At 34.9% G+C, this 16,638-nt stretch carries 14 protein-coding genes and 1 pseudogene; 8 read left to right on the top strand and 7 right to left on the bottom strand.

Annotated elements, in window-relative coordinates; genetic code table 11:
* Window positions 1-3: 3 nt before the first annotated feature.
* Together AC1DIT_RS16360 and AC1DIT_RS16355 are read right to left on the bottom strand one after the other, a co-directional pair.
* Window positions 4-306 (bottom strand): annotated as a pseudogene (locus AC1DIT_RS16360) (hypothetical protein); the annotation flags it as partial.
* A 25-nt stretch (window positions 307-331) separates the two neighbouring features.
* Window positions 332-634 carry an antibiotic biosynthesis monooxygenase family protein gene (locus AC1DIT_RS16355; protein WP_476998293.1) on the bottom strand — a complete coding sequence of 101 codons (303 nt, stop codon included), beginning with the start codon at window positions 632-634 and terminating at the stop codon, window positions 332-334.
* A 961-nt stretch (window positions 635-1,595) separates the two neighbouring features.
* Between AC1DIT_RS16355 and AC1DIT_RS16350 the strand changes: the two genes are divergently transcribed.
* From AC1DIT_RS16350 to AC1DIT_RS16330, 5 genes are all read left to right on the top strand, one after another.
* Window positions 1,596-2,840: a 3D domain-containing protein gene (locus AC1DIT_RS16350; RefSeq protein ID WP_476998292.1), complete on the top strand. Its 1,245-nt coding sequence runs from the start codon at window positions 1,596-1,598 to the stop codon at window positions 2,838-2,840.
* A gap of 103 nt (window positions 2,841-2,943) precedes the next feature.
* Window positions 2,944-3,171 carry a helix-turn-helix transcriptional regulator gene (locus tag AC1DIT_RS16345; protein WP_077294953.1) on the top strand — a complete coding sequence of 76 codons (228 nt, stop codon included), beginning with the start codon at window positions 2,944-2,946 and terminating at the stop codon, window positions 3,169-3,171.
* Entirely contained in the window at window positions 3,164-3,637 is a 474-nt protein-coding gene (locus AC1DIT_RS16340) for a hypothetical protein (protein ID WP_016113134.1), read from the top strand. Before AC1DIT_RS16345 ends, AC1DIT_RS16340 begins: the two co-directional genes overlap by 8 nt.
* Before the next feature lie 134 nt (window positions 3,638-3,771).
* Window positions 3,772-5,208, top strand: a complete 1,437-nt coding sequence (locus AC1DIT_RS16335) for a hypothetical protein (RefSeq protein WP_016113135.1) — start codon at window positions 3,772-3,774, stop codon at window positions 5,206-5,208.
* 95 nt (window positions 5,209-5,303) lie between these two features.
* A complete protein-coding gene (locus AC1DIT_RS16330; RefSeq protein WP_016113136.1) occupies window positions 5,304-5,939 on the top strand; it encodes a class A sortase in 636 nt (211 codons plus the stop codon).
* Between the two features lie 22 nt (window positions 5,940-5,961).
* Here the strand turns inward: AC1DIT_RS16330 and AC1DIT_RS16325 are convergent, their stop codons facing one another.
* Window positions 5,962-7,347 carry a peptide MFS transporter gene (locus AC1DIT_RS16325; RefSeq protein WP_476998291.1) on the bottom strand — a complete coding sequence of 462 codons (1,386 nt, stop codon included), beginning with the start codon at window positions 7,345-7,347 and terminating at the stop codon, window positions 5,962-5,964.
* 553 nt (window positions 7,348-7,900) lie between these two features.
* Between AC1DIT_RS16325 and brnQ1 the strand changes: the two genes are divergently transcribed.
* The gene (brnQ1, locus tag AC1DIT_RS16320) at window positions 7,901-9,202 is read left to right on the top strand and encodes a branched-chain amino acid transport system II carrier protein BrnQ1 (protein ID WP_077295003.1); all 1,302 of its coding nucleotides are present in this window, start codon (window positions 7,901-7,903) and stop codon (window positions 9,200-9,202) included.
* Window positions 9,203-9,243: 41 nt separating this feature from the next.
* Here the strand turns inward: brnQ1 and AC1DIT_RS16315 are convergent, their stop codons facing one another.
* A complete protein-coding gene (locus AC1DIT_RS16315; RefSeq protein WP_016113139.1) occupies window positions 9,244-9,792 on the bottom strand; it encodes a DUF3916 domain-containing protein in 549 nt (182 codons plus the stop codon).
* A 202-nt stretch (window positions 9,793-9,994) separates the two neighbouring features.
* Between AC1DIT_RS16315 and AC1DIT_RS16310 the strand changes: the two genes are divergently transcribed.
* The gene (locus tag AC1DIT_RS16310) at window positions 9,995-11,734 is read left to right on the top strand and encodes a DUF2339 domain-containing protein (RefSeq protein ID WP_016132542.1); all 1,740 of its coding nucleotides are present in this window, start codon (window positions 9,995-9,997) and stop codon (window positions 11,732-11,734) included.
* Between the two features lie 34 nt (window positions 11,735-11,768).
* On the opposite strand, the gene AC1DIT_RS16305 is transcribed toward AC1DIT_RS16310, so the two are convergent.
* Both AC1DIT_RS16305 and AC1DIT_RS16300 read right to left on the bottom strand, forming a co-directional pair.
* Complete coding sequence (locus tag AC1DIT_RS16305) at window positions 11,769-13,322, bottom strand: hypothetical protein (protein WP_016113141.1); 1,554 nt, start codon at window positions 13,320-13,322, stop codon at window positions 11,769-11,771.
* A 183-nt stretch (window positions 13,323-13,505) separates the two neighbouring features.
* A complete protein-coding gene (locus AC1DIT_RS16300) occupies window positions 13,506-14,897 on the bottom strand; it encodes an amino acid permease (RefSeq protein WP_016113142.1) in 1,392 nt (463 codons plus the stop codon).
* A 273-nt stretch (window positions 14,898-15,170) separates the two neighbouring features.
* Between AC1DIT_RS16300 and AC1DIT_RS16295 the strand changes: the two genes are divergently transcribed.
* Window positions 15,171-16,463 (top strand): NCS2 family permease, encoded by a 1,293-nt coding sequence (locus AC1DIT_RS16295; protein ID WP_016113143.1) that lies wholly within the window; start codon window positions 15,171-15,173, stop codon window positions 16,461-16,463.
* A gap of 64 nt (window positions 16,464-16,527) precedes the next feature.
* Here the strand turns inward: AC1DIT_RS16295 and AC1DIT_RS16290 are convergent.
* On the bottom strand, window positions 16,528-16,638 hold a 111-nt coding region (locus AC1DIT_RS16290), incomplete at its 5' end, for an IS3 family transposase (protein WP_476998294.1).

Here is a 16,638-nt window from a genome sequence, read left to right as displayed (position 1 = left end):
AAATTATTTGTCAGCTTTTTGGAGTGTAATTGCATTTCGTGTATGACTCATTCGCTCGTAAAATAGTAATTTATCACGACTAAATACGTGCAGTAGAACRTGGATAACAAAGAGACCGTTAATTACGAATAGGAATAATAATGTAACAAGTAGAATTAAAGTATCGGCACGATTTAAAATGGAACTACTAGAGAGAATATAGTTCATTCCTCCTAAAATAAAATAGAAAAGACCGTAACGAATCAATAATTCTTTAATTGTAATTCGTTCATTTTCACCTTTTATATGAATACGAAGAAGAACCTTACTGCAAATTGGCAGAAAGCTCTTCTTAGTGGKGATATTTAACATGCGTAGCATTGGATTTTGATGAGAGAATATAGCTTTGGAATTGTTGCTTCCATGTTAAAGTGGTGGTCTCCTTTTTTTGAGAAATCCACTCGTGATAATCTTGTTGCGTTTTCCATAATATACGAATCATATACTCATTTTCATGTTCAGTACGCTTCGTACGAGAAAATTCTAGATTAATAAACCCGTATGTACCAGGGTTTGGATAGTATTGTTGCAAGGAACGAATTACTTTTTCTTCATAGCCAAATTTAATATGAATAAGTTTTGTAACAATAAACATGATTGCACCCCTTTTGTATTAGTAATAAGAAATTAGAGTGAATATCCTGTTTTAGTCATAACATGTGCAATCCCTCCTGTTATTCTTACAAGGTTAGGGCATGTTTGTAATATCGATTCATCCCGTTCGAAATTCATTTTATAAAACATGATATACATTTAATGTTATACTATTCTGAAAATTAGAAGTAAATAAAAGGAAGACAACAAATTTTTTATCCCGCTATTCGCGGACAGTAAGACCCCCACCTCAAAATTCAGCGAAAGTAAAGAAGTTAGGTGGGGGATCAATTGCCTGTAAAAGCCCGATTGGTGAGGGCTGATTAAAGTTTCACTTTATAAGAAAAGCTGTCCTATTTTTTAGTACAGCTCTTTCGTTCTTATAGGAAAATAATGGTGAGTATCCCCACGATGACACAATAAAAAGAGAAATATTTTAAATTTCCTTTCGCCATCAAATGTAAGGAAAAAATGAGAGTTAAACCATATGAATCTATTTCGATTTTTCAATATATAAGTCGCTGTTACGAAGAATAAAAAGTGACCTGCATTTATTTTTTTTTCTTTTTTAGATTGGTATGGGGCAAGGGAAGAATTTGACCGCTTCTATGCATGGCTTGATGCTCTCTTCCGCCCAAAAAGAAAGGTTTTATGATGGTTTTTCAATTTGGATTTATATAATTTGTAGAGGGTTGTCATATGTTGTCAACAGACTGATTTTGTATCAGTAGGGTTCCTACAAGATTTGACAATATTTTTAATGTCGTGTAATCTTTTGTTTCTAATATACGAATTTACATTTTGTAAGATTTGTATGAAAGTAAGTTGTTAAAAGTTAAGTGTGCATTACATTTTATGGTTTGTTTTCATTTTTTTGTCATGAAAAATAAAGTGTATTTAATGAGTTTGTAAACAAACTGTAAAATAAATCATGTATAACTGTATGAGAAGGGAGTCGGATTATGAACTATTTTAAGCGAATCAGTAGTCTAGTATTAGCAGGAATTATTGGTCTTTCTAGTACAGTCGCTGTAAAAGCTGAGTCAAACGACGAGAAACTGGACAACATGCAACAGCAATTGCAGCAGAATAACAATGATATTCAGCAAAAAGAACAAGAGAAGCAAGCTGTTAATAAAGAAATACAAGGTATTGAAAATGAACTACATAATTTAAATAATACAATTACAAAAAACAAAGAGGACCAAGCTGCTATTCAAAGTAAAATCGATGAAACGCATAAACAAATTGAACAGAAAAAGCAAGAGATTATCGTTTTAGAGGATAAAGTACTTGCTCGTAAAGATATTATGAAAAAACGTATGGTTTCTGTTCAAAATARCTCAAATACGAGTTTAGTAGTAGAAGTTGTAGTAGAATCAAAGAATTTTGCTGATTTCTTACAACGTATGAATGCAGTATCTACAATCTTAGATGCAGATAAAGAGATTTTACGTCTGCAAGAACAAGATCTTCGTCAAATTGAAGAAGACAAAAAAGCAATTGACGAAAAGGAAGCGTCTTTAGAAGTAGACAAACAAAAATTAGCAAAAGCACAAGCGGATTTACAAGAAAACTTGAAAAAGCGTCAAGAAAACTTACAAGCTGTGCAAGCAAAATATAATCAAATTGCAAGTCAAATTAATTTAGCTGAACAAGAAAAAGCAAAAATTGAATCAAGTATGAAAGAAGTACAAGAAACAATTGCTCGTGAGCAAGAAGCTGCAAGATTAGCAGCGGAAGCTCAAGCAAAAGCAGAAGCAGAAGCAAAAGCTGCGAAAGAAGCAGAAGCAAAAGCAATAGCAGACGCGGCTAAGCAAGCAGCACCAGCGCCTAAGCAAGCTGAAAGTGGAAAAACAACACCTACTCCTCAGCCAGATCCAAAGCCGGCTAAAGGTGGTCGTGAAATTTATGTATTGGCAACTGCTTATACAGCTGATCCGTCTGAAAATGGAAATAAACCAGGTGAAACTGTAAAATCTAAATTGGGTCATAACTTAACTGCAAACCCAGGAATGAAATTAATTGCTGTAGATGATGCGGTTATTCCATTGGGATCTCGCGTATATGTTGAAGGATACGGTGAAGCAATTGCCGGGGATACTGGCGGAGATATTAAAGGTCATAGAATTGATGTATTAATGCCAGATAAAGCTTCTTCTAGCGCTTGGGGACGCAGAACGGTTAAAGTTACAATTTTAAATTAAAATCAAATCCAACTTTACATCTGGTAAAGTTGGATTTTTTTACGAAATAAATGTTAAGTTGAGTTTACATTTTGTAAAGTTTAGCATACAATAATGGTAAGAGGTGGTAAAATTGACCATTTACAATAGAGTGAAGGAGCTAAGAGCCCGTTTTAACTTTACGCAGAGCGTATTAGCTGAAAAAGTTGGCGTAACAAGGCAAACGATTGCAGCGATTGAAAAGGGTGATTACGTTCCATCATTGTTATTAGCGCTAACGATTTGTGATGTATTTGGTTTGAAGATGGAGGATGTGTTTGTTTTAAATAAGGAGGGAGAAAAAGGTGAATAGAATCATTTCGTCTTATGTGGTGAATGTGTTATTTATCGGATTAGCTAGCTGGGCATTTATTGAACTCTATTATTTTGAGGTGGAATTTGCAAATATCATTCAAACAGAGAAAGTGCCATTTGAAATATCGATGAGCATCACACCGTTTTTATTGTTATTGATTGTAGCTGTTGTATCAACTATTTTTTATAAAGTTCAAAAGAAGAAATATAAGAAATTATCTTTTTGGATGTTTCCTCTTTTATTTCCACAAGATGATGAGCGGGAAGAAATCATTACAGCAAAAGCATGTCGTACGACTTTTATGGCGCTTTGGTATGTTATGCCGACTGCAGCTGCATTGCTTGTTATATATCCGATTGTAACCCCGTATATTCCTGCGTACCCATTATATGTTGTGTTTTTAATCTTCTTTATACAAATGACTGTATTCCATATTTCACTTTATCGAAATAAATTTGCTTGAAGACGTGCCACGTGCACGTCTTTTTTTGTAATAAACATCCTATTTTTTACAAAAAATTAACGTATATCGAAGTGAAGATTTACAAACGTTTTTTATGATAGAAATTGGGCTTATTGAATAAAGGGAGTGGGGAAATGAAAAAGGCGTTCTTATACGGTGGGATCATTGTAAGCGTATTATGGACAGGAAATGATGTGAGGGCAGAAACAATAGACAAGGACGAACAACAGGTTGTGAATAAAATAGAGACGTTACCAAAGGGAAGTATATCTAACCCAGCGTATCGCGGGAAAGTGGAACAGATGGTGACGGACTTTATTGGTAAAAAACATAAGGATACAAAAGTTAATCGAATCGCCTCATTTCAAATGCCAAATGGGAAGGCTGAAATTACAGCATCAACACCTGATGGGAATACACTTGTTGTTACGGAAGCAGATTTAGGACAAATTCAGATTCTATCAATTGCAGATTTAGAGAATATAAAAGTATTAGGAAATGTGAGTTTTAAAGAAATTCATTCAGAAGCAGAAGTAACGAGTGTAACGGTTACACCAGACGGAAAGTACGCATTGGCTGCTTTTCGAACTGGAGATAACTTATATTATGCAAATAAGGGACAAGTGGCGGTAGTGGATTTAGCAGCGCAGAGAGTTGTAAAAACGTATGAAGTAGGTGTAGGACCAGATTCAGTAGCGTTAACAGCAGATGGAAGAACACTTATTATTTGTAATGAAGATGAGGAAAACGATCCAAATGATGAAAATGAAGTGAATATGAAAAAAACCAAACGACCAGGAAGTATTTCTATGATTACATTTCCTGACGGTGATGTCATGCGCGGGGAACATATTGAGCTTCCAATCTATATGAGTAACATTAGTAATGGAGCAATATATAAACATGACCCACAGCCGGAGTATGTAGCGATTAGCCCAAAAGGAGATAAAGCGGCTGTTACATTGCAAGAAAATAATGCGGTAGCAATTGTAAATATCGCAGAAAAACGAATTGAAAATATATTTGGTCTGGGCACGACAACACACAAGGCGGATTTAAAAAAGGATGGTACCGTATCTTTTCAAGATGAGATAACTGCACGATTAGAACCAGATGGTGTGACATGGGATCCGTCTGGGCGATTTCTCATTACTGCTAATGAAGGGGATCTTGGTAAAAATGAATTTAAAGATGGCGTGAAATCAGGAGGGAGAAACATTTCTGTATGGAGTCAGGCTGGATCTCTTGTGTATGATAGTATGAATCTTATTGATGAAAAAGTAGCGGCTGCGGGTTTATATCCTGATAGCAGAAGTGAGAATCGCGGAAGTGAAGTGGAAAATGTAGCGACTGGTATGATAAAAGGAAATCCTATTTTAGCAGTGGCTGCTGAAAGGGCGAATGCTGTATTATTTTTCGATATGACAATTCCAATGTTTCCGGTTTATATTGGACTTGCTCCATCAGCTGGGGCAGCACCGGAAGGAATTCATAAAGTAAACGGTCGAGATTTGTTTGTGAGTGCGGATGAAGTAGATGGAGTGTTAAGTTTTTATCGTATAAGTAAATAAATTTCTTTTCCTTTTCGTCTCATACTTGTACATATAGTCATCTTACTTTATCATCTTATATAGAAGTAAGATTTTGTAAAGGAAAGGGATTATGTATGAATAAGCGAAGAATATATAGTATACTAGCAATTCTTTTATTTGTTGTAGGTGGTGTGTTAATTGGAAAACCATTTTATGATGAATATAAGGCAGGGAATAAGCAAACAGCAAATGCACAGGCTGTTCAGAAAATGGAATACCAAAAACATGAAACAAAATTTGTAGATGCTTCTAAAATTGAGCAACCAAATTTAGCGGAAGTTGCGAATGCATCGTTGGATAAAAAACAAGTAATAGGACGTATGTCTATTCCAAGTATTTCATTAGAACTTCCAGTTTTAAATAGTTCAACTGAGAAAAACTTATTATCAGGTGCGACGACTGTAAGAGAGAAGCAAGAGATGGGAAAAGGGAACTATGCATTAGCAGGACATAACATGTCAAAAAAAGGCGTTCTATTCAGCGATGTATCAAGATTAAAAAAGAACGATAAAATTTATTTATATGATAATGAAAATGAATATGAGTATGCTGTTACTGGTGTATCAGAAGTAACGCCTGATAAATGGGAAGTAGTAGAAGATCACGGGAAAACGGAAGTTACACTTATTACATGTGTATCTGTATCAGATAACTCCAAGCGTTTTGTTGTTACTGGGGAATTTGTAAAAACGAAGAAAATAAAAAGCTGAGGAATTGCTCCCTCAGCTTTTTTTAGTCCATCCATTTTACCAGTTTTTTAGAAAGCAGTAATAAAACACATCCTAAAACAATAGCGACTGCTCCTATAACTGTGAATACTTCTGAATATCCAAGTGAAGTTGTAAAACTAGCGAGTTGGCCACCTAAAATGTTAGCGATCCCTGAACTAGCTAACCAAACGCCCATTAGTAATGAGGCAAGTTTTACTGGTGCAAGGGAACTGACCATTGATAATCCAACAGGTGATAAGAACAATTCACCTAATGTATGGAAAAGATAAGTAAAAACAATAAATAATAGGTTTGCTTGCTCTGTAATGTTGTGTTCATCACTACCTGTTTTTAATGTAGCGATAACAAGAACGATATAACCGATTCCAAGTAAAATCATACCGAGTCCCATTTTTGTTGGGATTTTTAAATCTCCACGTTTTGTTGTAGCAAGCTTAGCCCATAGTGCTGAAATAGCAGGAGCAAGCAAAATGATAAATAGTGGATTGACTGATTGGAACCAAGATGTTGGGATTTCCCATCCAAATACAGAACGATCAACAAACGTGTTTGTATATAACGTTAACGAGCTACCAGCCTGTTCAAAACCAGCCCAAAAGAAGACGACGAAGCAAGTTAGAATAACAATAACTGCTGTATGTTGTTTTTCTTTTTTAGTGAGTGGTGTATTACCAGCTGTTTGTTTCCCTGATGCTGCTTGTAAATCTCTTGTTGGTCTTTTACCGATATCACCAAGGTAGCGATTAGACAATGTTGTAAATAAAATTTGTCCAATAATCATACCGATTGAAGCAGCTAAGAATCCGTAACGGAAGCCGTAATGAACAACGCCATCTACTGTTGTTTTGAATAAATTTTCTGATAAAAACCCGCAAACGAGTGGAGCTAAAAATGAACCGACGTTAATACCCATATAGAAAATGGTAAATGCACTATCACGTTTTGGGTCATTTTCTTCATACAGTTGTCCAACAAGTGTAGAAATATTTGGTTTGAAGAAACCATTACCAATAATAATAAGCGCGAGTCCAAGGTATAGGCCGATTTGGTTTTGCAGGGCAAATAGCGTAAGGTTACCGATTGCCATTGTCACGCCACCTATCGTGATAGCTAAGCGTCTTCCAAGAAATCGGTCAGTTAAGTATCCACCAATCATTGGAGTAAAGTAACATGCTCCAGTGTAAAAACCATAGATAGAAAGTGCCCACCCGGGACTAAATCCAAGACCACCACTTACTAAAGCTGTTGTTAAATATAGTGTTAATAATCCTCGTAATCCATAGTAACTAAATCGTTCCCACATTTCTGTGAAGAAGAGTAAGTATAAACCTGGAGGATGTTTCTTGTTTYTTTGTTGTTYTTTCTCWAGTTGTATCGCTGATTCCATTTAAGTTTCCTCCTGACACAAACGAAAACAAGGTTAATAGTTTTGTATGTTTAATAGTTTACTTTATTAACTATTAGATGTCAATAAAGGTCGATTTTTCAGAAGAAATTGGAAAACAGAGCGGATATAGAATGGGGATTTCTTTTGTGGTAGACTATGGACTATATTTGTTTTAGCGTATAAGTGAAAATTGAAAAACAATGTAAAACCTTTCTTTTTAGATGGAAGAGAGCATCCGACTATGTATAGAAGCGGTTAGGGGCTCAAAAGGAGAAAACGAGTGGAGGTCTGCTTTTGTTTTCAAAGCCGCAACTGATATGTTGGAAAATCAAAATCGAGTTATATACCTCTCTTTTTAAATGGGAGAGAGCATTTGTTCATGGATAGAAGCAGTCAGATCCTTTTTCTGTCTCATGCTAAGTGAAGACAAAGAGAGAGGATGAGTGCGAATCATCTTTTGTTAGGCGTAGCCGCAATTTATATGTTGAACAAACAAAATGTATATAGGGTGAAAAGGATTCCACCTTATTTGAAAGTAAAAAAGGAGAAAGAAATGAAATCATTACAGAAAAAAGAAATTTTACTTATGAGTCTGATGTTATTTTCCATGTTTTTCGGAGCTGGAAATCTTATTTTCCCACCTTTCCTTGGATATGAAGCAGGGGACAATGTGTGGATTTCGTTGTTTGGATTTATCATATCAGCAACTGGACTTCCGATATTAGGTGTAATGGCAATTGCTAAGGCCGGAAGTTTCCAAGGACTAGCAAATCGTGTACATTCCTCTTTTGCAATTATTTTTCCTTGTTTAATTTATTTGTTTATCGGTCCTGGGCTTGGTATACCACGTGCAGGAAGTTTAGCTTTTGAAATGGGACCAGGCCAGTTTCTTCCAGAGGCTAGTGGTATATTCCTACTCGTCTATACAATCATCTTTTTTAGTATTGTATATTGGTTAAGTTTATCGCCATCGAAATTAATAGGGCTGTTTGGAAAGTTGTTAACACCTTTATTATTATGTATGATTTCCCTTATTTTTATAAAGAGTATGATTACACCAGTGGGAGATGTTCAAGTACCTGTAGGGAACTATGGGAAATCTGCGGTGTTTCAAGGTTTTTTAGATGGGTATTTAACGATGGATGCTTTAGCAGCATTAATCTTTGGAATTGTTGTAGCAAATGCTTTGCGTGAAAAAGGAGTACAAGATGAAAAAGGCTTAGCAAAGTATATGAGTATGGCAGGTATCGGTGCTGGTCTATTATTATCTCTTATTTACGTTATTCTCGGATATGTCGGATCAATAAGTGGCTCACTTGGAAAATTTGATAATGGTGCACAAGTATTAGCTCATGTGATGACTACATTATTTGGACAAAGCGGTATGATATTATTAGGAATTATTTTTACAGTTGCTTGTTTGTGTGTATCGATTGGACTTGTTACATCTTGTAGTCAGTTTTTTACAGAAGTATTTCCAAGTGTCTCTTATAAAGTGTGGGCTTTTGTCTTAAGTGTCGTTAGTATGATTCTTGCTAATTTAGGATTAACACAAATTTTAAAAGTATCAGTCCCTATTCTTGGGTTTATTTATCCGATTGCTTTAACACTTATTATTTTAGGAATATGTCATAAGTATATCGGTAAGTATACGTATATATATCCAGTGACTATTGGACTAGTAGCGGTGTTTAGTGGAATAGATATTTTAAATCGTAACGTGCTACTTTCAAAATGGACATCTATATTAGAACACATTCCTTTATATACAGAAGGAGTAGGATGGATTATTCCAGCGATTGTAGGTGGCTGTTTAGGAATGATTGTAAGTGCTTGTATGAATAAAAAGGATTAGAAGAAAAAGGTGTTTTCTATACTGGAAAACGCCTTTTTTGTTTAATCTAATTCACCTATAAACCAGATTTCTTTGTCATTGTAATCAGAATCAGTAAAAATTTCTGTATATCCTTTTACTTGTAATTCGTTAGGTATATGTAAGCCGCATTCTCTTTCAATATCGCGTTCTTGTGGTAATGGAATCCACTGTGGTCCGTCCATGTATCTACCTAGAAAGCCTTCAAAAAATCGTGCTATTCCTTGTTTACTACATACAATTAAGATATTAGAAGCGTGTAAATTAGGGAAAGAGACAACAAAATAAATACGATACTCTTTTTCAGTTGTAGTTTTTATACGGATTAAATGCTCTACTCGATTGATTGCTGTCTGTAAATAAAATTGTTTAATCGCGTTTGATTTACGTTTTGAATGCATATAAGAAGGATTGAAGGGAAGAGGAATAGACCAGCAATCTAAAGCAGAATGTTTGTTAGCATTTGGTAAAGAGCTTGTATGCATAGTCGTATATTGCAAGAAATTCCGGCATGCACGCCGTAGACCACGGGTTTTCTTTTTTGAGCCATTGTCCCCAATCGATTGTTTCAAAGCAACACCTCATAAACAATATTTTGTAGTTAAAAAATAAAAGGTGGAATACTGTTATATTACTATAATAGCAGAAACTGGAGGGAATTAAGGAAAATTCTCTTAAAAAATGAATAAACTAATAGTATGATATAGGTAATTGGTAATTTCACCAATTATAGGTATATTCCTGTTTTAGCAGCAAGATTAGAGGGGGGAGAGAATGAAAGAGGATTTAAACAAAAAAATAGAAGCTCTAGAAACAGCAATTGATACAATACAAGAGGCGCTCTATGAATTAAAGGTACAGCAAAGGGAAATAGAAGGAAAAGTTCAGCAAGAAAGAGAGCTGAACAAACAGGAGCTTATTGAAAAGAAACCAGAAGTCAGCATCCCCGCGCCAAATGTACGGCAAGAAGAAATAGTCGTTAGTCAAGAAAGTGTGGAGGAATCAGAAGTAAAACAAGTAGATATATCTGCGTTTAAGCCTGAACCATTTGACATTATAAAATTTTGTCAAACATGGCTACCACGTATTTTCGTTGCAATTATGCTACTTGGGGTAATTTGGCTATTTAAAGCGGGAGTAGATGCGGGATTACTTACTCCAGCAATTCGTATTATATTTGGCGTAGTATTATCAGTTGGTTTGTACTATGTAGGTGATATGCAAATAAAACAGGAACGTCAAGCATTAGGGTTAGTATTAGCTGGGGGGAGTATTACAGGGATAGTTTTAACGACATTTGCTGCACATTATTTGTATCATTTCTTTCCAGCAAGCATTGCATTTATACTTAATATTATTTGGATTATACTTGGCATTTATCTTGCTAAGCGATATCAATCAGAGTATCTCGCTATATTTGTATCTGTGGGTGCCTTTTTTGTACCGTTCTTATTAAATAGTACAGCACCTAATTCTTACATTTTCTTTGGATATGAAGCAATATTAACGATTAGTTTATTATGGTATGCGTATAAGAACCGTTATCAATATTTATATATGGTGTCTTATTGTGTTTCTGTACTTGTAACATTTGTCTTCTTTGTGATTATGACAGCGTTACTAGGAAATTTAAATGTACAATTAACAGTTGTTTATGGATTCATTCATATTACACTTTTTTGGCATATGTTTAATGATAGAAAATTTATTTATCAGCCTAGAAGTGGGATATTTAGTGCCAATGCAATCTTCTTTATTATGACAATTGTAAAAATTCCAGACTTTACAACATGGGGATTATTGATTAGTACAATTGTGCACGCTGTAATGTTTGTAGCTGAATATACGAAAAATAAAAAATCATTATTTACCGATCTTTTATTTGGATTTGCAATGGGATCGTTTAGTTTAGCAATTTTATATGAGTTCAGCTTAGTAAATGGATCGATTGTCTTAATGTTACAAGGATTCTTAGGTGTTGTTACTTCTGTTAAATTGAAACAAGAAATTAAGTTTTATATAAGCGTTGTCATTTATGCGATTGGTATGCTTCAAACGCTCGTTAGTCCATTTGAAGCATTTATGTCAGCTTCTTTTGTAGCTCACTTCATTTTGCTTGGAACATTTTATTATGGCATGATGAGAGTGAAACCAATGTTACAACGGTTTGGAAAACATGTGTATTCAATTACACTGTACGGCTTTATGGTACTTGTATTTATTACAATTACTAGAATAGGAGAGGTTCTTTCAACAAGCGGAAGTATCATTAGTGTACCTGTCTCTCTTTTATGGATGATATATGCTTTAGTTTCAGTTTGGTTTGGGCGTAATAGAAGAATGAATGAAATACTGTATGCGGGGCTAGTGGTGTTAGTTGTGACAGTGAGTAAGTTATTCTTCTTAGATTTACCAGAAGTATCAATGATGATTCGTGCAGTATTATTCTTACTTATTGGTGGACTAGGAATTGTTATTTCTAGAATGTTTTTCTCAAAAGAAAAAGATGAGTAGTAAAAAAGCAATCCATTTAGGATTGCTTTTTTTATTATTTATTATTAATAGTGACAGCTTCATTATATTTTGTCGTTGTATTTTGACGAAGACGCAAAGTGGCTTGTCCAGTTGTATTTGGTGCGAGTTGTACATTTACTACTTTTTCAGCAAAACCTAGACTGTTTGTTATGAAAGAGAATGTATTACTATATCCAAAGTTAGACGGCCAAGTACCATTTTCATTTTGGATTTTCGCAACTTGTGATCCTCCAGTTGTAAAAATTCCTAGAGAATAATTACTATATGTTGTATTTGGTAATAAGTTATTTAATTGAATTTTCACTTGGAATACTTCATTGTTTGGCAGGATACTAGGATGCGTAACTACGTAATTATTTACAGGTGTAGTTACTGTACTGCTGTATCCATATGAACCTGGCTTAAATGTATTTGTATTGAACCATTTATATCCTTGATTTGGGGCGCTCCAAGGTTCTGGTTGTGGCTCAGTTGATAAATTAGGTTGCTCAAATGTTTGTAAAGGTGTTGGGTTATCAAGTTGTAAGCCATTTACTTGATCTAAACTTGTATAGGTTTCTTGTTTAGATAACCAATTAACAATATTCTCCAATAAGATAGCGTCATTTTCTTCTTTATACCCATCATATGTTTTTTTTGCTTGTCCTGTATCTTCACGAACATATTTTGGTGAGGCATCCTCAACAGGAGAAGAATCGCCGATAAATGCTGTTTTTCCAAGGCCAACCTTAGCAATAGCAGCATAAGGACCTTCTGCAATACCGCCACCATTATAAACACCACTATCAACAGCGTTATTCCATTTTGATGGGTTTTCTGGAAGGTACACGATTCCTTTTGCTAATTTAGGGTTTGTAATGGCAAGTGTAGAACCAGCATGCATAGCTACTGATGAAACACCTTTCGTAATACCAAAGGATTGTTCAGGTGATACAATATTTTTGGCAGAAACATCTCCAAGCGCATTATAGCGAAAGCGAATACCAAAGTTTTGAGATAACCAATCGGAGCTTTCTACTCCTTGCATTACTGGTGAGTTTGCTTCTTCATTAGGCATACCTTTTGCAGGGTTGTCCCATGCACCACGTCTGTATCCATTAAATACCTCTGAAGAATCCCAGCGATTCTTATTTCGGTCTGCATTATAATGATCTGCGATAAAGAAAATACTACCACCATTTTTAACATACTGTAACATAGCATCTTGTTCAGATTTTTTATAAGGAATATTTGCTTCAGGAACGATAAACACATTATAATCTTTTAAATTTTCATATGTAATAGGTGTAGATTGGCGAAGCTCTTTTACAAAATATCCATTTTTTGCAATGCCATTTCCAAAATCGGAAAAACCACCATCAATGACCCAATCAGCTGTACCTGCTGTTTGCCCATGTGTATTATCAAATAATACTTTCTTCCCATTGTTTTGATTTACAACTTTTGCAGCAATTTCAGGTGCTGGATCTGTAGAACTTTCGGCGAAAGCAGGTGGAATATAAGTGCTTCCGATACTGAGTGTAATTGCTGTTGCTAAAGAAAGTTTAAGCCATTTTTTGTTCTTCATAGAAGAATCCCCCTAATAATAAATATATGTCCCTTAATAATGTAATGGATTTTTTTATGAAAATAAAGATGGAAAATGTAAAATATACAAAAAATTTGTAAAAATAACATGAATTTTGTTGATAAATATTTGTGTGAAAAATAAGAAACCCCCTTCCTCGCTATCGGGAAGGGGGTTTCTTATTTAACTAATTTTTGAATTTGCTACAGCATCTATCTTATGAAATCCTTTTAAGTAATATACAACTACCAATGCAATTAACCAAATTGGACCAACAATTAATGCGATTCGTGTATCTTCTGAATAAGCCATGATTCCTAATACTAATGTAAGGAAACCGAGTGAAAAATAAGAACTTAATGGATACAAAGGCATTTTATACGTTAAATTTTGCTTAGTTTGTGCTGGTAATCCTTTTCGGAAGCGGATTTGGGTAACTAATATGATCCCCCATGTCCAAATTGCGCCGAACGTTGAAATACTAGTAAGCCATGTAAATACTTTTGCAGGAACAAGATAGTTTAAAATAACACCAGCTAGTAGGACGAAAGAAGTTGCTAAAATTCCTTTACTTGGAATCCCATTTTTATTCAAACGGCCGAACTTTTCAGGTGCCTTTTTTTGTTGCGCCAATGTAAATAACATACGTCCCGTACTAAATAGACCACCGTTACAAGAAGAAAGAGCCGCTGTTAAGACGACAAAGTTAATAATTCCTGCTGCTTTTGCTATACCAATTTGTTGGAATGTTAATACAAATGGACTTCCTTTATCGCCAAGTTCATTCCATGGATAAATTGCCATCATAACAAATAAGGCTCCAACGTAGAACAGTAAAATACGCCAAAATACGTTATCAATTGCTTTTGCGAGTGTTTTCTTTGGATTTTGTGCTTCACCAGCTGTGACACCGATGAGCTCGACTCCTAGATAAGCGAATAAAACCATTTGTAAGGAAAGAAGTAACCCAGAAAAACCATTTGGAAACCATCCGCCGTGTGACCAAAGATTTGAAATACCAGTGGCGATACCATCATTTCCAAATCCAAATAAAATAATGCCTGTCCCAATTACAATCATACAGATAATTGTGACAATTTTAATTAAAGCAAACCAAAATTCAAGTTCCCCGAATACTTTTACAGATAAAAAGTTAAATGCACTCATTAATACGAGAGCCATTAATGCCCAAATCCAGCGCGGGATATCTGGGAACCAAAACTCCATATAAATACCAGCGGCAGTGATTTCTGCCATACAAGTAACAACCCATAAAAACCAGTAGTTCCAACCAGTGATATAACCTGCTAACGGTCCTAAATAATCATGTGCATATTTGCTAAAAGAACCAGCAACAGGCTGTTCAATTGCCATTTCCCCAAGAGCGCGCATAATGAAGAAGATAACGAGTCCAGCAATCATATAGGCTAACAGAATAGAAGGGCCAGCTAATTTAATAGCGGAAGCAGATCCTAAAAATAGTCCTACGCCAATAGCGGATCCAAGAGACATCAACGTGATGTGTCGTTGTTTTAGACCGCGGTTTAAATTTCCTGATTTGTTTGTGTGCTGCATAAAAAGCCTCCTTATAGGATGAAAAAGTTTGAATGCGTTTGCATAAAAGTGAAACTATTTTAAATTATAAAACATTTCTTTCTGTTATGCTACAAAAATTGTCGGTGTATGCTGTACTATATCTATATTTGTCAGACCTAAACTTAAAATTCAAACTATTATTGAATACATTGACTCTTCTTTTTATTGATTGGTAAGATTAAGTATTACATTTTCTCGTATAATAATAAGAATGTGTGATAATAATTCATTGTGTAGGAAGGGTACTTAAGCATGTTTCAATTACAAAAGTATAACACTTCTGTGAAGCAAGAGATTTTAGCTGGCATCACAACGTTTTTTACATTTGCGTACATTCTTGTCATCAATCCGAAAATATTATCTGATGCAGGTGTACCTTTTGATCAAGCATTTACGGCAACCATTATTGCGACAGTTGTCGGAACATTATGTATGGCGTTTTTTGCAAATTATCCAATCGTCATTGCTCCAGCCATGGGGATGAATGCATACTTTGCTTATTCTGTTGTACAAAAAGCAGAAGGCATTACATATGTTATTGCGTTTTCAGCAGTATTTGTAACAGGTATTATTTTTCTTTTACTATCTTTCACATCATTTCGTCAAAAGCTTATTGTAGCAATTCCAGATAGTTTAAAACAGGCTATTGCAGGTGGAATTGGGTTATTTATTGCTTTCATTGGTCTTCGTTTATCTGGGATTATCGTTGATCATCCATCTAATTTAGTTACAATTGGAGATTTTCATTCACCAGCTGTTATTTTAACACTAATTGGTTTAGTGTTAGCAGCAGTGTTAATGGCATTACGTGTGAGTGGTGCACTATTTATTAGTATGATTGTGACGGGCATCATTGCCTTTTTTACAGGTCAACTTAAGTTTGAGGATAAAATTGCAGCTATCCCTCACTTACCAAAGGGGATCATTGTTTCAAATCCGATGACTGCGTTATCTGATGTGATTGAATATGGATTATACGGAGTTGTGTTTTCATTTTTACTTGTACTGTTATTTGATACAACCGGTGCCTTGCTTGGTTTAATTAAACAAGCTGGTTTAAGTACAGATAACACTGAAAAACGTTTCGGTAAAGCATTTATTGCTGATGCAATCGGTGGTACAACGGGAGCAGTATTTGGGACAAGTCCGACAGCAGCAACGATTGAATCATCAGCGGGAATTGCAGCAGGTGGTAAAACAGGATTAACAGGTATTGTAGTAATCTGCTTAACGATAGTTACTGCATTTTTCAGTCCTGTTATTGCCTCTTTATCAAGTGTAGCAGCAATTACTGCTCCATCATTAATCATTGTAGGAAGTCTAATGGCACAAAGTATTCGCGATATTAACTGGAATGAAATTGAAGATGCATTACCGGCGTTTTTAATTTTCGTAGGGATTCCATTAACATCTAGTATTGCGAATGGAATTGCACTTGGATTTTTAATCTATCCTATCTTAAAGATTGTGAAAGGGAAAGGGATGGAAGTTCATCCGCTTCTTTATTTCTTTGCGATTTTGTTTGGATGTCATTTATTTTTATAATGAGATAGAAAAAGGTACTCCTCATATAATCTGTACCCTTTGTAAAGGACATTTTTAAAAAAAGTTATGCAACATCAAGAAGATGATTTCTGTATTCAACAGGAGTCATCTTTTTTAAATTCCATTGATATCTATAATGATTGTAATACGTCATGTAGTTCTTAATTTCATTTTT

This window comes from Bacillus sp. 05T22, from assembly GCF_056396765.1.
Note: the sequence above shows the minus strand (reverse complement) of the source record. Positions and strands in the feature narration are given on the sequence as shown.